The sequence below is a fragment of the Vibrio sp. HI00D65 genome, from assembly GCF_001635455.1.
In the GTDB taxonomy this organism is placed as follows: Bacteria; Pseudomonadota; Gammaproteobacteria; order Enterobacterales; family Vibrionaceae; genus Vibrio.
Genome location: NZ_LWEH01000364.1, coordinates 224,665 through 245,564 on the forward strand (window position 1 = coordinate 224,665; position 20,900 = coordinate 245,564).

Below are 20,900 nucleotides of genomic sequence, written 5' to 3' on the forward strand. Positions count from 1 at the left end.
ATGCGTGTAACGGACTCCCAATTTAACGCGGTGATGCAGCGTTCATTAATGGACAACAATATCCGCTTGAACAAAGTTTTTGAGCAAATGTCGACAGGGCTAAGGATCAATCATTTATCCGACGACCCAATTGCCGCTGTGCGCCTTGAGGGATTAAAAAAGACAGTCTCTGATAATCAGCAGTACCAGCGAAATATCGAAAATGTGCAGTCGCAACTGACGCGCTACGAAACTAACGTCAACACGCTGGAGTCGCTCTCCCAACAAGTGAATGAACTGCTTCTACAAGGGAAAAACGGCACTCTTGATTCGGAAAGTCGGGCGGGAATTGTGCTCGAACTCAAGTCACTTAAAACGGAAATGTTGAACACATTGAACCAAGCCAATGAAGGCAGTTATCTCTTTTCAGGAACGGATATCAGTAATCCAGCAATTGATACCGCACCGCCTTATACCTTAAATCCTAATTCAGATTATCGCGAGACCAAGGTGGGTGATAACCAGTATGTATCGAGTAATTTTACTATCACCGATACCATAGGTAGCAGTGCAATTTTTACTGACTTAGACAATGCGATATCAGAGTTGGAGTTAGCAACCGGGGGATTTACAACGGCTTTGGATAACGCGCTCAATACCAACCAAGCGCTTCATCAAAACTTGCTGGTTTCATTAACCGATATTGGGAGTCAATACAACGCATTAGAAAGGTTAAAAGAGACCAGTATCGATATGGTGTTCTTTGCTGAAACGGTTCGCTCTGAGCTAGAGGAGCTGGATTATGCAGAGGCATCCGTTGAACTTAACCAGGGTATGATCGCGCTAGAAGCTACGCAAAAAACCTTTGCGCGTGTTGCCGGAATTTCACTGTTTGACCTGTTATGAATAGGTTCTTTTGGGTAAGCGCTAGCTTAGACATTTCTTCCGCTTTTCGACGCCGACTTGGTAAGGTGCTGAGCGCATTTTTAATAAGCTGGGGAGTAATGTCGTCCCAAGCTTCGGCACAGCGCTACATTGTTCCCTTCGATAGTGTCGAGTGGCGGTTTACTGAGTCTGTTGATATGTGTGAACTGAACTCTTTCGACCCCCACACTGGCTTTTCAGTGCAATTCATTTTGTTGGCAGCAAGCCCGATAAAAGTCAGAGTGGAGAAGCGAGGTGTGCGTTCACTTCCGACCTCAACATCGTTTAATACCACAGAGCCGGTATGGGGAAGGTCTCAGTCTTACACCACAACCACCATTGAAAGAGTCAACAAGCAAGGAGCGGCGCTGGTGACTGACGATGGCGCCACCTTGATGTTGGATGATATGGCGAGTGGCGCTTGGTTTAACGTCAATGCGATGGACTTTGATGTCTATTTCCCAACCACCAATTTTAAGCCTGCTTTAGAGCAATTTAATGAATGTCGTTATGGCTTACCGCCTGTTAATTTCCAACATGCGCGTCGAGTCGAACTGCGCTTTCAACAGGGCTCGGTGACCCTTACCGAAGGGCAGAAGCGCACCATCAACGATATCAGCACCTTGGTCAAACGAGACTCGAGAATCATTAAAATTCTGATTGATGGTTACACCGATAATTCCGGTGATCCTGTCGCTAATTTGCAACTTTCAAAGCAGCGAGGATCGGACGTTGCGCAGTGGTTTATGGGCAATGGCGTGTCAAAGCAAATGATTGAGATACGTGGTCACGGCGACCGTTATCCAAAGTACGACAACACCACTCAGCAAGGCCGGGATAAGAATCGTCGTGTAGAGATTCGGTTAGTGCGCAAGTGATGCAACCGCGAGGGTAAACAATGGAAAAGATGACTGCAGTCCAGATGCAACAAGCCATGTTAGGGAAGATAGAGCAGCAACAAGAGGTTGCCAGCAATCCGTTCTCTAACCAAGCCGTCACGGGAACCATGGTGAGGGGCATCACGCAAGACAATCACACGGTAAGTCCGGTATCGGACAATTCACTGGCGTTCAGCAATACCTTGAGAAGTGTGCTCGATACTGTGGATAGATACCAGTCTCATGCATCTGAAAAAATCACCGCTGTTGAGCTAGGAAAAAGCGATGATTTATTGGGAGCAACGGTCGCATCTCAGAAAGCCCAGCTCTCATTCAATGCATTAATGCAAGTGCGCAATAAGATGGTGTCTAACTTCCAAGACATCATAAAAATGCCAATTTAGGCTAGGGAGCAGCGATGGCAGGAGAAGCAGAAACTCAACCCGCGTTGACCAACAACATGGGAGCCGCCAAAGATAAGCTCACGGAGGCCTCTGGTTGGCTCACCATGTTTTGGCAGAGTTCACAGCGCAACGTCATTATCATCACTATTTTTGCGACGATCACAGCGGCGATCATCGTGATTATGTTGTGGACGTCATCGGAAAGATTTAGACCCCTCTATAGTAAATCGGCGAACTTCGATTCTAGCCAAGTGCTGCATATGTTGGACGAAGAATCAATACGTTACCAACTGAGTCAGGACGATGGACAAATACTGGTGCCCGAAGGTGATGTCGCCAAGATTCGGATGATATTGGCGTCGAAAGGCTTAAAAGAACAATTGCCGAGTGGTTTTGATTCACTGGATAGATCAAAGAGCCTTGGCGAAAGTCAGTTTATGGAAAATGCTCGTTACCGCCATGCTCTAGAGGGTGAGCTAGCACGCAGTATTACTACCATGAGTGCCGTGAGTTTGGCTCGTGTTCATTTAGCGATACCCAAAGAAAGCTTGTTTATGCGTGATGACGCTGAGCAGCCGAGAGCCTCTGTGATTGTGCATATTATCAATGGGATGGACCTTAAGCCGACGCAGGTTGAGTCAATCATTAACTTGGTTTCTGGTGCGGTGATAGGGCTTAAATCGGAACACGTGCGAGTGGTCGATCAACACGGTCGTTTGTTATCGAATGATGCGACAGTTGGGGACATTACCGTGACGACTGGCAAGCAATCCGATTATAAGCGCAACCTTGAAAAAAACTTGGTTGCTCAAGCGACCGACATGCTGACTCCGATTCTCGGTGCGGCTAATTTTCGAGTGCAAATTGCCAGTGATATTGATTTCTCTAAGGTGGAAGAAACAGAAGAGATCTACGCTGATCCTGTGGTGCGAAAAGAGACCTTACTGAGTGACATGAACGAGTCGTCGATGGCGCTCGGTATTCCGGGGGCATTGAGCAACACCCCCCCAGTGACCGATAGCGAGCCACAACCAGAGCCAAACGCTAAGGTCAATCGAAGTGAAACATCGCGTGACTATGCAGTGAGTGGCAAGGTTCGCCATACTCAGCACCAGCAAGGTGTCTTGCAAAATCTCTCGGTCTCTATTGTGGTCAACGATTTAGCGAACCCCAATCAAACTTGGACTCCCGAAGAGCTCACTAATGTTGAGAATGTGGTTCGTTCGGCAATCGGTTTTAATACAGAGCGCGGCGACAGCATTCACATCACTCACTTCCCTTTTGTGATTGCGAGTATTCCAGAACAAGCTCCGATAGCTTGGTTTGAGAACACGCACATCATGCAGCCTCTCAAATATCTACTAGGTGTGATGCTCAGTGGCTTGATGATCATGGTGGTGCTACGACCTCTTGCTCAATATCTCACTAAGTCAGCGGAGCAAGAAGAGTTGGAAGCGGAAAGCATGGAATACGATGACGTCATTACCAAAGAGGAGCGTGCCGCTGATGCTGCATTGCAATCCAAACTGGAATCGTTAGGTATTGATGCAACAGGTATTAAGGCGCTTGATGACAACTTGCCATCTGCAGATAGCCCACTCGAAGTTCAAATTAAACACCTCAAGCTCATCGCAAAAGAGGACCCGAACAGGGTGGCTGAAATTTTACGTACTTGGATACAAGCATAACGAACCAAATAAAAGTCTGTAGGAGAAGGTGCATGGATGGCAAACAAACCTATCAATCAGTGGACGGCGTCGCGATGTTGGTGTTGACGATGGGAGAGGACATTGGTTCTGATGTACTCAAAGGCTTCACCCACGAGGAGATAAAACAGATCACGCATGCCATGAGTAAGATGAAGGACATTAAAGCTAAGGATGCCTTGGTCTCTTTATCGGGCTTTTTTGATGATTTTCGTAAGCACTCCGGGATTCTTGGCGGGACACGACAGTACATCACCAATGTGTTGGAAAAGACGTTAAATGGTAATTTAGCGAGAGATCTTGTGTCGGAGATTTATGGTGACGAGATCCGCTCACATGCTGAAAAGTTGGCGTGGATTCCCCCGGAGCTCTTGGTTAATGACCTTAAAAAAGAGCACATCAACCTGCAAGCACTGTTGATTGCCCATCTCCCTTTGGAATACAGCGGCCGTGTGATGGATGAATATGAGGAAGAAGAGTGCCATGCGTTAATACTGCAAATATCTAAGACGCAAGTACTCACCTCGGGTCTGATGGAGACACTCAAAGACCTTATCGATCGCTGCAAAATCAATTATCACAGTGGCGGGTCTGCCAGTTTGCAAGGTTCGAAAGTGGTCGCGAATCTCATCAACCGTTATTCCGGTGACAAAAGCAATTTATTCCAATTTCTTCATGATCAAGACGCTGAAGCTGCAGAGTTGGTGGAAGAGGCGATGTTTGATTTCTTCACCCTATTCAATCAAGACATAGAGACCATCAACCTGATTAACGAAAGAGTTAGCCTAGAGCAATGGGCTTATGCTCTTAAAGGTACCAATAAAGATTGCCGCCTTTACATCATTAACTCTATGCCGCAACGGGTATCGACTCAGCTCAAAGAAAACTTGGTGCGCATTGGCGCGGTGCCAGTCAGTCAGGTTGAGCAAGCACGTAAAGATATCATTGAAATCGTCAAACAAATGCAATCGGAAGAGATCATCAAGCTGAACTTTGCTAACGAGCCAAGGTTGACCTAATTGGAGAGGCAGTATGAAACTCACGGGTATTACGCAGCGCAAGAATCAGGTGAATCCGACAACAACGGGAAAGATTAAGAAGCCGGAAAAGCTGACCAGCAACAAGCCGAATAATGCACTCATTCGACAGCAAATGGTGCAAATGAACTTGCAAGAAAGGCCTAAGTTAATTGCTGAAGTCGCCGACTCTCACAAAATGTACAGCAGGCTCATGATGGCTGGGGAAGTGTTACGAACCGTGGCGAGTGAATTGATTAAGCTGCGCCAGTTAGCCGAGCTGAACCAGTACAACCCTGAACAAGCCAACCATATTGATGTCATTAAGAAAAAACTGGTGTTTTGGAGTCAGAAACGGTTGTTTGGTGATTATGTGGTGGATTCAAGTTTTGCACCGATTCAAGGCGATAACCCTTTTATTGAGTTCACGGTTCCGGGGCTCGACTTACAGCGAGAGCGGTTTCGTGATGAAGTTGTCTCTCTGTACATCAACAACCGCTTGATACCGTTGGCGTTTGAACGCTCTGAAGACAGAGAGGTATTGCTAGAACAATTCAAGATGATGTTTGCTTATGCGCATTTGCAGCTCAGATTTAATGAACAACAAGAGTTTGTGATCGGCATTCGAGACCAACAATGGCGATTGTGGGATGGGCAGGTCTTCGTTTCGGGCCAAGGCGGTCGGTATGCTGAAGGACCACCGATTGCGGTACCGGCTCAAGCTCGCTATCCGGTGTTAGACGACATCAGTCGCTTGTTGGTCAATGAGCCGGGCTCGAATCAACAAATCGATGCCTTGCTTGAACGGGTCAATAAACTGTATTTGGCATTATCGAAAATGTTGAAAGTGAAAAGGAAAAAAGCTGACCAGCTTATCGCGTTTTGTTCACATCCCGAGTTGCACAAATTAGGCAGTTTTAAACATCAGTTAGTGAGTAATCCAGAGCTGTCGCTGAAGTCAATTCACCGCGGCTTTAGCGGGCCAACTAGAGACAATGTAATCAAACTATTGAGAAAAAGGTGAAACAGAGACGAAATACTGCCGTTATAGTTAATTAGTAGTGCAGCAAAATGGGTAGGCAGAGATGAGTCAAATTAAGGTCGACAATGTGAAACACGTTGTGCCTCATACTCAGGTAGATGTGGTTCAAAACAAAAAGACAGAGCCGGATCAAAAAGCAAAGGTGAAGCCGATTAACCTCTCTCAACATGAAGTGGAGTTACTCGATAATACCAAGAGTCTTTTTGACGGTGTTGAGGATATTGATACGGCTAAAGTCGAGCAGATAAAAGCGCAAATTTCCGCGGGAGAGTTAGTGTTTGATATGGATGAACTAGCGAAAGTCATTACGAGACTGGATCATGGAACGTAGAAGCGACCTGATTGGTTACATTACTTATGGTCAACATGTGTTGGCTTTGTCAGGTGAATTATCTGCACGTCTAGACGACATTCGTGTGGCGATATTGAACCGCGAGTATCAGAAGCTTGAATCGCTCAATCAAGCGATCACCTCACTGACTCAACGGCTAGCTGACGCTGACGCTAAGCGATTTGCTCTGGCCAAGCGACTGGGGTGTGAAGACAGACAGTACGCAAAAAGCATCCAGGCTCGGCTCAAAGGAAAAGCACTACAACGTATTCAAGCTTTGGATACGGAAATCGAACTGACGATCAACCAATGTAAAACTAAGTTGACGCGCCAAGGTAGCGTCATGGTGATGCAGCATCAAGCATTGGAAGAGGCGCTTGGTAAGCATCAATTAAGGGTCAATGTTTAGGTTGAGGCGGTGTATGGCTAACTTATTAAGGCTAGCTGGTGTATGGCTATTCGCCCTTGGTTGTGTGACCAAGGTAAGCGCAGAAGTCGGTAACATTACTCTTGAACAACAACTCTCCACTCAAATCCATTCGCTCATTGAGCAAACCATTCGTTATCGTTATCCCCAACAGTACCAATTGGATATTCAGATTCGTTTTTCTCGAGCCATTCATCAGTTACCACAGTGTAGCGAGTCGGTTGATGTCACGCATAGAAGCAAAATCAAGCTTGGCAAACAAAAGTGGAACGTGCGTTGTGAGCCAGAGAGGTGGACCCTTTCAGCGACCTCAACGTCGACAATAACCGTCTGGACTGCGACAGCCAATAAGGCGCTTAAGAAGGGCCAAAGACTGACGCATGACGATATTGCGATTGAACCGATCAAACTCTACAAAGACCAAAAAGTGTTCTTCAAGGCTAACGAAATCGCTGGCAGCAAAATCAAGCGCTCAGTAAACAAGGGCGATTTATTGACTACATCTTCTATGTATTTGGATTATGACGTTGAAAAGGGGCACGCTGTGGATGTGGTTTTTCAATCGAAAAGTATCCGTTTAGAGACATTAGGAATGGCGTTGGAAAGTGGGCTGATAGGCGATACGGTCTCAGTTAAGAACCAACAATCTGGAAAGTTGCTACGCGGCGTAGTCATTGAAAAAAATAGAGTTCGAGTCTTCTAAACCCTCCTCAAATCTGCGTTTGTATAGTAAATCACCGCGCTATGATAATAATTTTACAGTGTGATTATCTGGCTCTGACTCTTCACCAGACAATGACATAGAATTCATTCACCTCTCAAATATCACTAATTTTAATCCTTATTATGCCCTCCGATACAAAAACATAATTAAGGAAAGATAATGAAAATCAAAGCAGTGGTAATGGCAGCAACAACCGTAGCAACACTCTCAGCGTGTAAAGAAGAAGCTTCTGCCCCAACACTTGCCAACATTACGTTAGTTGAAGCCGTCACTAAATCGGTCAAGACGCCTCATCAGGTTTGCCATAACGTGCTGGTTACTCGACAAGCCGAGGTGAAAGACGAAGCCAAAATCATAGGCACGATCGGCGGCGCTGCTGCTGGAGCTGCTTTGGGCAACCAAGTTGGAGGTGGTTCAGGAAAAACCATCGCGACGGCCGTTGGCACGGTAGCTGGTGCAATGACAGGGCGTAAGATTCAAGATAACGCACAGAAAAACGATACGATAACGACCACCGAGCAACGCTGCAGCACCGAATACACCACATCGACACAAGTTGATGGATACGATGTGACTTACGAAATCGGCGGTGCCTCGACGACCGTACGTTTGGCTAAAAAGCCAACCACAAACACTTTCCCAATCGTCTCAAGTCAGGTTGTCTTACCCCAATAGGATGAATAGATTTCCGCCTGTTGGATAGTGAACCTATTCTTTCGTCAGCGTGTTTTAGCATTCATTGGCTTAGCGGGAAGGTAAATGGATAAAGAAGCCCATCAATAGGCTTTCTTGAGCTTGGGTGGGCTTATTTCCTGCCCCTTATGATTTATTCTACATCCCCCAATACGTTCAACCCATATTCATTGGGGATCTCGTTGTAACTTAGCACAATTAATTCTTTGGCAAAGGCTTGAGCTAACTTGGCGATCATTGGGCGTGTCGTGGGCGGCACAACTATGACTGGCGGCAGGTTTTGGCTCTGCATGGTTTGTACTATGGTTGGCATGCGGTTTTGGAATTTTTGCAAGATGGTCGGTTCAATAGGAATCGAGTCCAGAGGGATATTGGGATCGCTTTGTTGACTCAAAGAGATCGCGCCTTTCAATTCACCTTCTAAGGTTGCTCCAATAATGAAAGCATGGATGGTCTTGCTGTTTGGCGAGATCAAATTGACGATGGTTCGTTTTAACGCGACCCGGATATTAGAAGACAGCAAGATTGGATCTTTTATGGTGTCGACGCTTTCAATAATGGTATTAGCGATGGTTCTTACATTAATGATAGGCACTTGTTGAGCCAGTAACTGACGGATGACCTGCATTTGTAGGTTCGGGCTAATGACGCTGGCTAGGTTCTCTGCAAGCTCAGGATGCTGCATAGCAAGTCGTTGGTTGAGGGCTTTCACATCATCATAATTGAAGATGTTATCTAGGTGTTCGCTGCATACTTTACTGACGTGGGTCGCGATAACATCGTGCACCTCAATGACCTGAAAGCCGTGGTTGATCGCTTTGGTTTTGTCGCCTTTTTTAATCCATAGGGCTGGAAGTTGATAGGCAGGGTCGATACCAACAATGCCATCCAGATCTGGGTGGTCAATATGATTGCCGACTGCCATAGCTTTATCGGCATACACCTCACCACGCTCAATCTCATCACCATCAATGCTAATCGCGTACTCAGAAGGCTTGAGTGACAGGTTGTCGGTGATCACCACCTCTGGCATCACAAACCCTATTTGCTCACTGAGTGTTTTTCGGCTACCACGGATACTTTTAATCAACTTGCCGCCTTTTTGTGAGCTCGCTAAAGGAACCAATTTGAAGCCTAATGACAAAGCGATCACATCGACGTTGGGAATAATGCTCCAGTCGATGGTGTTTTCTCGGTGGGGCTGAGGAAGCGTATGTAAATCGGGGCTGTCTTCGGGTGTCACATGCTGAAATTTCGATTGTCTCCAGCCGACGAACGCTAGCAAGACGGCAAAGGTATAAAACGCTAAATGCGGCATGTTTGGCACACTACCGATAACAAACATAACTCCTGCTGCCATGTATAAGTTGTTCGGTGACGCAAGTAACTGCCTTTTCACCGTTTGTGCCATGTCGTTATCGTTGTCACTGATTCGCGTTACTATGATAGCGGCAGAGGTGGCCAGTAACAGAGATGGAATTTGTGCAACCAGACCATCACCAATCGTCAGTAGGGCATAGGTTTGAAAAGCCGCTTCTGCGGTGAGGTTGTGCTCAAAAATGCCTATGAGCACCCCTCCAATTAAGTTGATGAACAGAATCAATAGCCCGGCAATCGCATCACCACGAACAAACTTACTGGCACCGTCCATTGCACCATAGAACTCAGCTTCTTCTCCTACTTCTAAACGTCGAGTTTTCGCTTGTTTCTGATCGATTGCGCCTGCATTTAAGTCGGCATCAATGGCCATCTGTTTCCCTGGTAGGGCGTCAAGAGTAAAGCGCGCAGATACTTCGGAGATCCGTTCGCCACCTTTGGTGATAACCACAAAGTTAATGATCATCAAAATCACGAACACCACGATACCGACAACGTAGCTCCCACCGATAACCACTTCACCGAAAGATTGAATGACCTTACCAGCGGCGTCTCCGCCATTGTGACCTTCGAGTAGAACAATTCGGGTAGAGGCGACGTTAAGAGTTAATCGAAGCAAGGTTGCGACAAGTAATAGTGATGGAAATATAGAGAAATCAAGCACTCGCGAAACGGTACTGCTGACCAATAAGACAACGATGGCAAGCATGATATTAAAGGTAAAAAACGCATCCAATAGAATAGGAGGCAGCGGCAAAATCACCATCGCCAAGATCATGAGTAACACAATTGGAATTGTTAGCCTTGCAGCCACTGCATTAAATACGTGTCTCATAACAACCATTATTATGAATATTGTTGATTAATATACTAGGATAATTTTAAGCACTTCTCATTTTTGAGCCTTGCTATTTTTAAATTTAGTGATCTTTTTCCGAAAAATATGAAATGAAATTTTTCCTCTGTCGTTAAAAGTTAGTGAACAGCAAACACAGATGGGGAACATCAGATGGCTATATCAGTACATACAAATTACGCAAGCTTAGTGACTCAAAATACATTGCAGTCGACCAATAATGCGTTAACCAAATCAATGGAAAAACTGTCTACCGGCTTTCGAATTAACTCAGCTGCGGATGATGCGGCGGGTTTGCAAATTGCTAACAGATTAAATCTTCAAAGCCGCGGCTTGAATGTCGCAATGCGAAATTCACAAGATGCAATCTCTATGATGCAAACGGCAGAAGGTGCTCTGGATGAGATGACCAATATTGCATACAGAATGAATGATCTAGCTACACAAGCTGCCAACGGTACAAACACTTTTGCAGATCGAAGCGCGATGCAGTCGGAGTTTGAACAACTTGCTGGGGAACTTGGAAACATCTTTGAAAATACCAATTTTGGTGGTCGTTCCTTGTTTGCAGGGACCGAGCCAAGTTCATTCTCTTCAGGAGCGGTCTCTTTTCAAATTGGTTCAACAGCGACAGAAACGTTGAGTGTGGACCTTTCTTCAAATGCAGATGCTATCGGTCAAGCCCTTGATGCATTTGGTTGGGGAAATGAAGCATTAGCGCAACTTGATGCCAACGTTGTTGTTGAAAGTGGTGGTGGTGATCTCACAGGAACGTACAGCAGTTATTCGGATCTACTTAGTCAAGCTGAAGCTGGAACGGGTAGTGCTGTTGCTGATTTAGCGATCGCGAATGGCTGGGATGAAACTGCAACCTCAAGCGGTGCAGCTATGGGTGCTTATGCAACATCCAATTATGGTGGAACAGCGCCTACCGCGGGTACTACTCTATCCAGTGTTTACGCCGCTTCTTCAATCGCTACGCAGTCGAGTGCTGGCGGGCAAATAACGAGTCAAGCTAGTTTTATCAGTGAGTTAGGCAGTACTCGTGCACAGTTTGGTGCGAACATTAATCGATTGGATCACACCATTACTAATTTAGGCAATATGACTGAAAACTTGGATGCTTCTAAAGGTCGAATCATGGATACCGATTTTGCCTCTGAGTCCGGAATGATGAGCAAACAACAAATGCTTATGCAATCAGGTGCCTCTATGCTGAGTGCATCGAAAATGGTGCCGCAGTTGGCGATGAGCCTACTGGGCTAGTTTGAGTGGTAATTATTCACGCAGTAGCGGCTATACACATAGTCGATCTCTAGGAGGGTGGAGCTGTACCTCCTATATAGAATTAAGGGAGAAGGGTTATGAACGTTGATGCGGTTCAATTAGCCAGTAATTTTGCCAGTTTAGATGTGCAGCCATTTGAGTTTCGTTATAACCAAAAGCTGTCGATGATCGCTTCTAAAACATCCGCTATTGGTAAAGTTAAAACGGCCCTTCAATCACTAGAAAACAAGATCTATGAATTTACGAAATCGAGCTCAAGTCTCACTCAAACGTCGACTTTGACATCGAGTGATGACCACATCTCTCTCTCCGTCGATTCTGGTGTGAATGACATCAACTTAGATATTTTTGTGCAACAGATGGCTTCCAATCATCAAGTGGTTTTTGATGCCAATTCGGTTGATTCAAATGATGTGATGGCGTCGGGAGGCGTATTTTCTGTTACTCAAGGCGGTGTTACTACAGACATCAATATTATGGATGCTGACACTGACGTAAGCGGTGATGTTACGTACAGCGAGTTTGTAAGTTACTTCAATAATCAATTTGACGGTTCTATTCAAGCCACTCTCGTTAAGTCTCAAGGGGCGATGAAAGTGCTGTTTGGTTCTGAAAATGAAGGCGCTGACGCTGCTTTTACTTTGTCTGCAGATGCAGCAAGCGGTTGGGACACCGTCGTCGCGACATCAAGCGCTGCACCTATGCAAACAGCCCAAGATGCGGTGATCGCACTCGGTGGCGAGTTTGGCACTCAACTTACTAATTCAAGTAATACCTTTGAATCGCTCGTTGATGGTGTTGACCTTACGCTGGCTAAGGCGAATAACGCCGGAGATTCAGCGACAAAGATCGAGATAGGTGATGACATTACTGCCACGGTCGCTTCCTTACAGGAGTTTGTCGATGCTTATAACAGCGCCGTTACTGAGATCACTAACTTAACCGCTTCTGGTAATGAGGATGAGGCAAGGGGTGTCTTGGCTTCGGATAGCGCAGTGCGCAGCATTGAAAACCAACTGGCTAGCATTATACGTGATGACTACAACGGTACTCGCTTGTTTGAGTTAGGTCTCGAAATCGACCGCGATGGCAAGCTCAGCCTGGACTCCAGCAAATTTGAAAGTGCGGCAGCGACGGTCGATTTTGAAACGCTATTTACCGGAAGCGATGGAGTTTTTGAAGCGTTTGAAAGCAAACTCGAAACCTATATCGATTTCTCTAACGGCTCGCTGAATCGTCGAATAGATACGCTCGATAACGAAAAGAGCCGCATTAATGACGCCTTAGCAGCGCTCGACACTCGCTATGAGACTTACTACAACCGCTACTTGTCTCAGTTTTCTCAACTGAACTCACTCAGTAGTCAATTGGATTCGGTATCTGGACTTTTCACGATTTAAGGAGCAACACATGCTTTTAGGGAAACAGCAGCAAGCCAATTATGCCAATGTTCAAGTGACGGCAAATGCTTCAGTGTCGTCGAGCTTTGAATTGATTTGTATGTTACATGAACGACTGATCCAAGAGTTGGAAAATGTCAAGTTTTCAATTGAAAACAAGGACTTGGAGCTAAAGTCCAAAGCGACACAAAAATCGATTGATATCTTAGTCGGGCTCGATGCATCTATGGATTTATCGACCGGGGAAGAGCTTATCCAAAACATACACGCCTTGTATGAGCATGCGATAGCGACTGTATTTGAGGCGTCAAAAGAGATGAATACTGAGCTGATTGTTAAGTTGATTGGCGTCGTGACTGATCTGAAAGAGGGCTGGGAAGGTGCCATGGAGTGGCTTGATGAAGCCCAGTCCTAAACAGCTAGAACGCCTTATCAGTAAGTTAGAGGATGCAGCAAATTGTAAAAAATTTGCAGAGATCGCGAAGCTTAATCTGCTAGTAAAAAAGGTGCTTGTAGCCGTTGAACAGTCGCACCCTGACTATGTTGTTATCGTTAGGCGACTTAAGGTGGTTCATGAGCAATGCCGAATCTTGGTGAACAATGAGCAAGCCATATTAAAACAGCAGCTAAGTAACAATATCAGTCTACGTGAACGTGACAAAGCCTATGCTCAGACACAGGTCAGAGCGGGAGAGTAATTATGGAATTGCAAGCACAAACGTCGTCTTATCGAGGCAGTTTGGATTTACTGTCGGCGGCAAGTTCTTCGGTGAAAAGTAACACCGCGAGTACGTTATCGGCGCCTCTAGCCTTTGAAAATTTAGCTTCTGCCCCTTTAGCTTCTGAACGATTGGCTTCAGAACTGGGCGAGATACGTATGACGCCGCTTGCACAGTCTTTTCAGTCGCTATTTTCGGTACTCGACCAGGTGAGTTCGTCTATGGCTGCAAGCTCTCTAGATCCTGCTTATCTCAACACCTCCAAATATTCTGAAGGCATGGCTGGTTTTTCTCATTCGGTACTCTCTTACTTACCTCTAGTTCAACTGGAATTATCATCGAAAGGGTTGAACCTAAGTGATAGAGCGGCGGTGCAGTCGCTCAATTCGCCACAAGTGCTTGTGTTGCAATCACAGATTCAACCACCGCAGTTAAGTGCGGTTGCTCATTTTGTTACCCAACAGTTTGAGTTGATGAATCAAAGACGGGGAGTAGGTTTTGAATTCGGTTCAACGAGCAGCGCTTTATTGTCTTCTAAGGGCGTGGAATATTCGGGGACTGATTGGCAAGCGAATACGCCTTCATTTTTTGGTCACACGCCCAATAGTTACACCCCCTCTGAGCTTGCTTTGTCGTCTAATCATCAGGTGGCCAGCTCAATGTTCAACGCCACTCCTGCAAGCCTCAAATTAGGAGCTATTTCCAACACACCACTGTTAACGGGGCTGCCCCTTGTTGAAGCGGTTAATACTACCAGTGATAGCAGTCATGTTAGGACGATGGCTCCGATGGTAGAAGCGACCAAAGAGCTTAGTTTAGAAAGCCAAAGGCAGATACATCAAGTCTTGAGAGATAAAATCCAGCTTCAATTCGACACGTTAAATCAGGCAGCTCGAATTCGGTTTGATCCACCTGAATTAGGTAAGGTAGAGATGTACATTCGCATGGACGGTGACAAAGTTAACATCCAAATGAGTGCGTCATCGGCGCTAACCAGAGAAGCGATCTTGGTGACATCGGAGCGTTTACGACACGAATTGACTTCGCAAAACTCCGAGTTGTCTGAGGTGAATATCGTTCTCGACCAGTCGACTCATCGCCAGCCTGAGTCGAAGCAACAAAATCAGCTTTTTGAGCAAGAACGTCTGTCCTCCAGTGAGGATCGCGCGCAAGAGCAACCAGAGTATGTTTTGGAATACCAAGCATACATAGCGAGGGTCTGAACATGATTAAAGTCTTTATCACCTTTGCTTTAACTCTTGCTCTATGTGTGACCGGTTTTTGGTTTTATCAAACCAATCAACTGAATATGGCGGTCTTGAATTCATGGTTCACCCCAAGTGAGCCAGAGCCGGCTCCAACACAACAGATTGAGGTTCAGTTAGAAAATGTGCTTGTGCCGATTAATTTAGGTAACCGACAAAGTCTGTTGTTGCTGGATGTCTCTATGTTTACGCCAGAGAGGAACACTGGTTACGTGCACGAGCAACTCAGCAGAATCAAAAATCGAATCATAAAAAAATTTAGTGTGAAGGAGGCGTCTTACTTCTATAACAAGCAGTTTATTTATGTCATTCAAGACGATTTAAAAGACGATTTGGATGAGTTACCTAGCTTACAAGTGGGTGATGTGCTTGTGACGAAAGCGGTATTTCAATAGGTCGTCATCATGTTAATGCATCCTAAATATCAACACACCCAAACCGATGACCAAGCGACGCTACAGGAGCTCGAGAAGTTGGTATTACAGCAAAACATTAAGTTGATTAATGGTTTGCTTTATCAGTATCGCTATGCGGTGGATGAGGGCACGTTTGAAGATCTTAAACAGACCGCCATGATGACCTTAGTGATTGAATTGAGAAAGTTTGATCATGTTGCTAATGATGATTTTCGCCGTGCCGTCGCGGTTCGTATTCGTGGTGAATTGGTCGATGAATTGCGTCGACGTGACTACATGGAACGTGACAAACGCCAACTGGTTAACCGCATCAAACATGCCGAGCGACAGTTACTCCAGCAGCTTGGAAGGGAGCCAACCAGCAATGAAGTCTGTCGGCATTTAGGGGTTGAAGTGAGCGATTATCAGCAAGCTATGACTCTCGTGGATGTGTTTGATGATATCGAGTTGGAGTCGGTGGTAACCGCTGTACCTGAAACCGATAAAGAAGTGCTGTTTAACGAGGTGAAACAAGTGTTGAACTCGCTCCCAGTAATGGAGCAGCGGATTTTGTATCTGGTTTATGTGAAGAGCTTGAGCACCAAAGAGACGGCGATTGTCCTTGATATCAATGAGATTAAGGTACACCGACTCAAACATCGAGGCTTGGACATTCTCAAAAGCAGAATTAAGGAGAGTGATGTATGCAAAAGTTAATCGGCATTGTCGTTGTATTGAGTGTGATTTTTGGCGGCTTCATTTTCCTTGGTGGTAAGTTTGAGTTCATCTTTAAGCTATCAGAGATCATCATTATTTTTGGTGCGGCCTTCGCCAGCTTGCTGATGTCTACGACCTCTTCAACGCTCAAATTGATGGTTCAACAGGTGGGTATTGCGTTTCGCTCGACTCCTTATAATAAGGATTATTATCAGCAGTTGCTGTCATTGATGTTTGAGTTGATCAATACCGCGAGAGTGAAGAACATCAAAGCGTTGGACATTCATGTTGAGAACCCAGAATCAAGCAAGATCTTCGCAAAGTATCCTCGAATTGCCAAGGATGCGTTGACCACACAATTTATAATCGATTCGTTCCGTCAGGTGATTACGGGCAAGCAGTCTCAACATTTACTCGAGGCCTTTCTTGAAGAAGAAATCGAACATCTGGAAGACGAATATACTAAGCCTTCAGAAAAGCTGCATGCCACTGCTGAGGCGATGCCAGGGTTAGGGATCTTAGCAGCGGTGATGGGGATAATCCTCACGATGCAGGGATTAGATGGTGAGATAAGCGAAATTGGCAAGAATATTGCTGGCGCATTGGTGGGTACTTTCACTGGCGTTTTTGGTTGTTACTGCGTGTTGGGTCCGATGTCGAGCAGTATTAAAGATGTATCTGAGAATCAGCTAGCGCCTTTGCTGTGTGTTAAGTCGATATTGTCCGCTTATGCGCAAGGCCAGTCGGCTCACATGTGTGCCAATGCGGGTCGAAAAAATATCGAGACGCGCTACAAGCCATCATTTGTTGAACTTGAGAAAGCGGTTGAAGTATTAAGACAGCAGCCGTCATCAAGTTAAGGAGAGGATGATGCAGCAACCTCAAATCATTATTCAGAAAAAAGGCCGTCGTAAGCGCAATGAACTGCAACATGGTGGCTGGAAGGTCGCAATGGCGGATCTGATGATTTCGTTGATGTGCCTCTTCTTGGTGCTATGGATTTTGCAGGTCGTGGATGTTGATGATCAGAAAAAGCTCCTCAATTACTTTGCTTACGGCAACGATCCAATCATGCATTTAGGCACCAGTGAGAGTGGTGGCAATTCAATTAACCCGCTTCCACTGCCTCATGTCGCGACCTCTCACTATGATGCTGATCTTCATCGGATTAATGACACTTCTGTATTGCAAGGGGAGTTCAATAGTCAGCAGGAGCTGGAACTGCTGGCACAACGTATAACCCAAGAGCTTTCAGGTATTGATGCACTTGGCAGTGTCAGTGTTTTTGTCACGCCACAGGGCGCTAAATTAGTGATTGCGGATTCGGATTCAGACAAAGGGCCGATGTTTTTCCGAGGTGGCGCGAAAGTGACGCCTTTTTATCAGGATCTGTTACTCAACCTCGCAGGCTTACTCGAGAACATTGAGAATAAGATGATCATTACTGGTCATACGGACGCCAGTCGTTACAAAGGAAGCCGTATGACGAATTGGGAGCTATCAAGCAATAGAGCAAACAGCGCACGTTACTATTTGAATAAAGGAGGGCTTCAAGAGCGGTATATTTTCCAAGTGACTGGGATGAGTGATACTGCTCCAGTCGATTATGAGAACACGAAATCTGGTATGAATCGTCGCATCGAACTCTATATTTTAACGGCGAATACGTTGGCGCAATTAAACAAGGTCTACAAGTCTTTTGCGATTGGCAGCGCTAATAGTAATGGTTCTTCACCATTCTCTCAGCATGAGTTAGATAAGGTTTTGCCTGACAGTAAGAGAAGGGCTGTTAGACAAGCGGAGTTGAACCAACCAGTCACCTCTTTTGAAGTGCTAAGCCGCTATGACTGAATCACTCAACGTCATGTTTAACACACGTAAGTGTCTAGCTTGGCTAGTGCTGATTGATTACATCTTAATTGGATATTATATCTATTTAGCGACAAGTTTGCTGTATTTCGATGTTTTTGTCGTAGGTTTGTTGATTGCTTTCTACAATGTTTTGTTGGTGATGTTCATTGTGCAACAGCCACAAGATTTTGTCTCTTTCGAGAAAGATAAGCACCTCGTGATTCCCATTTGTTTCGCAGTATTTTTGGGTTGTACCATCGTGGTATTGACCTTTTTTGTGTGAGTTTTTGACCGAGTAGAGCATAGAGGCGTTTCAAAGGTTTAAAATAGGGCATCAACAGGGATAAAGAGCAATTAATACGTATAAAAAACAATACGATGATGGAGTGATGTTTTGGCTAAAAGTTTGAGCGCTCAATTTCTCGTGCACTGGCTTTTCTGGCTGGTGGTGTTTCTTGCGTGTCTTCAAATCACTTCTAGTTATGCACAAAATCGTCCGCCCCATAAGGCTATCCAACCCCATATAAATACGCTTAAGCCATATCAAAGCCAAATACTGAAAAAGCTAGAAGAGTTCGACCCATTGGTCAACGAGATCTTTAGGCAGCTTGCTGAGCGGTCACTCCCCGACAGCTTGGTGTTGGTACCTATGCTTGAGTCCTCGTACAACGCCAATGCGGTATCTCCCGCTAAAGCGGCAGGTTTATGGCAGCTGATGCCAGCCACTGCTGAAAGGTTTGGTTTGACGGTTAATGATAGTCAAGATCAAAGGTTTGAGATTGAACCCAGCACTAATGCGGCGATGCAGTATCTCGACTTTCTGTATCGCAAGTTTGATGGGGATATTAACCTCACTCTTGCGGCATATAACGCTGGAGAGGGGCGAGTGCAACGGGCAGTCAAAAAGGCGGGCAGTCGGCAGTTTTCCGATTTACGATTACCTAAAGAGACCGTCGATTATGTTCATCGTTTTTACGCTTTGCTGGTGTTAGTAGACGTCACTTCAATCAAACAAAATTCGGTTGCGCCAATGTGGTTGTTTGCTAGCGAAAGCCACTGGCAAAATGCGCCTTTCGTCAACTTAACTCCCTTACCGCCGTTGATTTCGTTAAAACGGGGAGCTCGCTTTGGTTTGTAAGCAATAAAAAATTCACTTTACTGAGTGACCTTCATGACAAGGTGGAACAGCAAAGTGAATTATTTACGTTAGGGTGTTTTATGTAGGCTAGCTACATTAGAAGTTGTAAGAACCACCTAGGCTAACACTGCTGAATGCCAGTGTCTTATCTTCGGTTTTGAATGGACCGTAGTAGTTTTCTACGCTCACGGCATCAGCTTGTGAAATTAGGCGTAGTGTTAGGTTTTCGATTGGCGTGTATTCAACACCAAGGCCAAAGTGGAAGCCTGTACCGCTGTCATCATTGTAACCAGCGCTCTTGTTTGCGTGTAGGTCAACAGAGCTAAGACCAGCCAACACGAATGGGCGAATCGTGTTGTCGAACGTGTAACCTAGGTTTGCAGATACGGAAACAGACGTTGGAGATACTTTTGCTGTGCCCTGTTTGTAGTTTGCGTAATCATTGTAGCCAAGTTCAACACCAACGATACGGTTGAACTGGTAGCCACCATATAGGTTGTAACCCATACCATCTGAATCTAGGTTACCTTGACCGTCTGTATCAGAATCTTGATACACACCAAGGCCGCCACCGATGTACGCACCGCCGTCAGTTCCTGCTGCTAGGGAAGGAAGAGAAACCGCGCTGATTAAGCCCAGTGCCAATGCTGATTTCGCGAATTTGTTCATTGTTCTTACTCACTCTTTTATGTCATGCAGTATCAAGTATTTTTGTTATCGGCCTTTGACCGTTGGTGAGCATTATTCCGCAGTCTTATACGTATTACTGTATAGCTTTGTAAGCTAAATCGTTACATAGTAAAAGCTTATAAATAAGGGTATATATTTTGTTAGCGTGAATAGTGCTCTAATTTTAATTTGATATGTTTGTATTGGAGATATTGTCCTTTCATTACAAAAAATATTGTTCAAGAGTTTGCACAATAAACGGTAGTAAAAATTGGAATACATGTCATTGAGCTCGACTTGGGAATTACAGTGCATCCACTCATAAAAATTAATGACGAAATAAGTAACACTCTCATGGGAATTTTTCTCGCTGTTATTATATTGATTTTATTTTAAACTACTATCAATTGGTAATATAAACCATAACGATTACACAAATTGTAACAAGTTTTATTTGATTTAAAAAATTCAGGTACTAACATTGCGGTGATTTAATTGAACAGTGTTTTATATTATGAGAAAGAAATTTTTTGCTTTGTTACTTTTGCCATTCTTAACACATGCTAAGAGCTCTGATTATGTTGTAGGTGCTGGGTTGAGTGCTGACAATAACCATATACTAGGTGGTTCAAGTAAAGAGACTTACATGCTTAGAGCCGGCATCATTAATAATGATACTCACCGATTTCTTGGGACAGTTACCTACTCAAGTGAGAGTAAGTTGACTAAATACCTTGGCTCGTATGACTATATGTATGGTTTAGGTTCAAGTGGTAAGTTTAATACATTTATTGGTATAAGTGTTGGCTATAAATCTCAAGACATTGATACTCCTGATAATAACAGTTTTTATTTATTCGGGGGGCAGGCTGGTGTTAATTACTTTTTCAGCGAATCTTGGTCAACAGAATTAGGATATCGAGTGCTAAGTGGAAGCACACAAGAGGATGAGTGGATGAAGGATGAGTTATACATGACGCTCGATTACCGCTTTTAGAAATCTCAAAGTACTTAATCTAGTAATTATAATAAAATATTTTTAATTACGATGATTTTATTTTTAAATGTATTTTTATCTTAGTGGTCAACATTTTTCTACTCT

24 protein-coding genes are annotated in these 20,900 nt (G+C 44.8%); 22 read left to right on the forward strand and 2 right to left on the reverse strand.

All coding sequences use genetic code 11. The features are described from left to right. The 10 genes from flgL (at position 1) to A3712_RS20965 (ending at position 8,106) form a co-directional block, all read left to right on the forward strand. Positions 1-885 (forward strand): flagellar hook-associated protein FlgL, encoded by an 885-nt coding sequence (gene flgL, locus A3712_RS20920; protein ID WP_063524906.1) that lies wholly within the window; start codon positions 1-3, stop codon positions 883-885. Positions 886-983: 98 nt separating this feature from the next. Then, complete coding sequence (locus A3712_RS20925) at positions 984-1,781, forward strand: OmpA family protein (RefSeq protein ID WP_231891853.1); 798 nt, start codon at positions 984-986, stop codon at positions 1,779-1,781. Between the two features lie 29 nt (positions 1,782-1,810). After that, on the forward strand, positions 1,811-2,185 hold the full coding sequence (locus A3712_RS20930) for a flagellar hook-basal body complex protein FliE (protein ID WP_157618832.1): 375 nt from the start codon (positions 1,811-1,813) through the stop codon (positions 2,183-2,185). Positions 2,186-2,199: 14 nt separating this feature from the next. Further along, positions 2,200-3,873 carry a flagellar basal-body MS-ring/collar protein FliF gene (gene fliF, locus A3712_RS20935; RefSeq protein ID WP_063524909.1) on the forward strand — a complete coding sequence of 558 codons (1,674 nt, stop codon included), beginning with the start codon at positions 2,200-2,202 and terminating at the stop codon, positions 3,871-3,873. Positions 3,874-3,905: 32 nt separating this feature from the next. Continuing rightward, positions 3,906-4,910, forward strand: coding sequence for a FliG C-terminal domain-containing protein (locus A3712_RS20940; RefSeq protein ID WP_063524910.1), 1,005 nt, complete (start codon positions 3,906-3,908; stop codon positions 4,908-4,910). 13 nt (positions 4,911-4,923) lie between these two features. Next, on the forward strand, positions 4,924-5,931 hold the full coding sequence (locus A3712_RS20945) for a hypothetical protein (protein ID WP_063524911.1): 1,008 nt from the start codon (positions 4,924-4,926) through the stop codon (positions 5,929-5,931). 61 nt (positions 5,932-5,992) lie between these two features. Beyond that, positions 5,993-6,280 carry a flagellar biosynthesis anti-sigma factor FlgM gene (locus A3712_RS20950; protein WP_008223385.1) on the forward strand — a complete coding sequence of 96 codons (288 nt, stop codon included), beginning with the start codon at positions 5,993-5,995 and terminating at the stop codon, positions 6,278-6,280. Beyond that, on the forward strand, positions 6,270-6,689 hold the full coding sequence (locus A3712_RS20955; RefSeq protein ID WP_063524912.1) for a hypothetical protein: 420 nt from the start codon (positions 6,270-6,272) through the stop codon (positions 6,687-6,689). The genes A3712_RS20950 and A3712_RS20955 overlap by 11 nt, the downstream gene beginning before the upstream one ends. Positions 6,690-6,702: 13 nt before the next feature. Further along, on the forward strand, positions 6,703-7,410 hold the full coding sequence (gene flgA, locus A3712_RS20960) for a flagellar basal body P-ring formation chaperone FlgA (RefSeq protein WP_063524982.1): 708 nt from the start codon (positions 6,703-6,705) through the stop codon (positions 7,408-7,410). Positions 7,411-7,590: 180 nt separating this feature from the next. Continuing rightward, positions 7,591-8,106: a glycine zipper 2TM domain-containing protein gene (locus A3712_RS20965; protein WP_063524913.1), complete on the forward strand. Its 516-nt coding sequence runs from the start codon at positions 7,591-7,593 to the stop codon at positions 8,104-8,106. A gap of 151 nt (positions 8,107-8,257) precedes the next feature. Here A3712_RS20965 and A3712_RS20970 read toward each other — a convergent pair whose 3' ends face one another. Next, positions 8,258-10,345 (reverse strand): flagellar biosynthesis protein FlhA, encoded by a 2,088-nt coding sequence (locus A3712_RS20970; RefSeq protein ID WP_063524914.1) that lies wholly within the window; start codon positions 10,343-10,345, stop codon positions 8,258-8,260. 165 nt (positions 10,346-10,510) lie between these two features. Here A3712_RS20970 and A3712_RS28740 point away from each other — a divergent pair, with 165 nt between their 5' ends. The 11 genes from A3712_RS28740 to A3712_RS21025 all read left to right on the forward strand — a co-directional run bounded on the left by A3712_RS28740 (position 10,511) and on the right by A3712_RS21025 (position 19,129). Next, positions 10,511-11,623, forward strand: coding sequence for a flagellin N-terminal helical domain-containing protein (locus tag A3712_RS28740; protein ID WP_063524915.1), 1,113 nt, complete (start codon positions 10,511-10,513; stop codon positions 11,621-11,623). A gap of 98 nt (positions 11,624-11,721) precedes the next feature. Then, a complete protein-coding gene (gene fliD, locus A3712_RS20980) occupies positions 11,722-13,044 on the forward strand; it encodes a flagellar filament capping protein FliD (RefSeq protein WP_063524916.1) in 1,323 nt (440 codons plus the stop codon). A 10-nt stretch (positions 13,045-13,054) separates the two neighbouring features. Next, positions 13,055-13,459: a flagellar export chaperone FliS gene (gene fliS, locus A3712_RS20985; protein ID WP_063524917.1), complete on the forward strand. Its 405-nt coding sequence runs from the start codon at positions 13,055-13,057 to the stop codon at positions 13,457-13,459. Then, the gene (locus tag A3712_RS20990) at positions 13,443-13,742 is read left to right on the forward strand and encodes a hypothetical protein (RefSeq protein ID WP_063524918.1); all 300 of its coding nucleotides are present in this window, start codon (positions 13,443-13,445) and stop codon (positions 13,740-13,742) included. Before fliS ends, A3712_RS20990 begins: the two co-directional genes overlap by 17 nt. A gap of 2 nt (positions 13,743-13,744) precedes the next feature. After that, positions 13,745-14,986 (forward strand): flagellar hook-length control protein FliK, encoded by a 1,242-nt coding sequence (locus A3712_RS20995; protein ID WP_063524919.1) that lies wholly within the window; start codon positions 13,745-13,747, stop codon positions 14,984-14,986. A gap of 2 nt (positions 14,987-14,988) precedes the next feature. Beyond that, on the forward strand, positions 14,989-15,423 hold the full coding sequence (locus tag A3712_RS21000; RefSeq protein WP_063524920.1) for a hypothetical protein: 435 nt from the start codon (positions 14,989-14,991) through the stop codon (positions 15,421-15,423). A 9-nt stretch (positions 15,424-15,432) separates the two neighbouring features. Beyond that, positions 15,433-16,140: a sigma-70 family RNA polymerase sigma factor gene (locus A3712_RS21005; protein ID WP_063524921.1), complete on the forward strand. Its 708-nt coding sequence runs from the start codon at positions 15,433-15,435 to the stop codon at positions 16,138-16,140. Then, complete coding sequence (gene motA / locus A3712_RS21010; protein ID WP_063524922.1) at positions 16,128-17,000, forward strand: flagellar motor stator protein MotA; 873 nt, start codon at positions 16,128-16,130, stop codon at positions 16,998-17,000. The genes A3712_RS21005 and motA overlap by 13 nt, the downstream gene beginning before the upstream one ends. A gap of 10 nt (positions 17,001-17,010) precedes the next feature. Further along, positions 17,011-17,991 carry an OmpA family protein gene (locus A3712_RS21015; protein ID WP_082856287.1) on the forward strand — a complete coding sequence of 327 codons (981 nt, stop codon included), beginning with the start codon at positions 17,011-17,013 and terminating at the stop codon, positions 17,989-17,991. Continuing rightward, on the forward strand, positions 17,984-18,274 hold the full coding sequence (locus A3712_RS21020) for a hypothetical protein (RefSeq protein ID WP_063524924.1): 291 nt from the start codon (positions 17,984-17,986) through the stop codon (positions 18,272-18,274). Before A3712_RS21015 ends, A3712_RS21020 begins: the two co-directional genes overlap by 8 nt. Positions 18,275-18,385: 111 nt before the next feature. After that, complete coding sequence (locus tag A3712_RS21025) at positions 18,386-19,129, forward strand: lytic transglycosylase domain-containing protein (RefSeq protein ID WP_082856288.1); 744 nt, start codon at positions 18,386-18,388, stop codon at positions 19,127-19,129. A gap of 96 nt (positions 19,130-19,225) precedes the next feature. Here the strand turns inward: A3712_RS21025 and A3712_RS21030 are convergent, their stop codons facing one another. Further along, positions 19,226-19,798, reverse strand: a complete 573-nt coding sequence (locus tag A3712_RS21030; RefSeq protein ID WP_063524925.1) for a porin family protein — start codon at positions 19,796-19,798, stop codon at positions 19,226-19,228. A 514-nt stretch (positions 19,799-20,312) separates the two neighbouring features. Between A3712_RS21030 and A3712_RS21035 the strand changes: the two genes are divergently transcribed. Then, a complete protein-coding gene (locus A3712_RS21035; RefSeq protein WP_063524926.1) occupies positions 20,313-20,795 on the forward strand; it encodes a hypothetical protein in 483 nt (160 codons plus the stop codon). Positions 20,796-20,900: the final 105 nt, after the last annotated feature.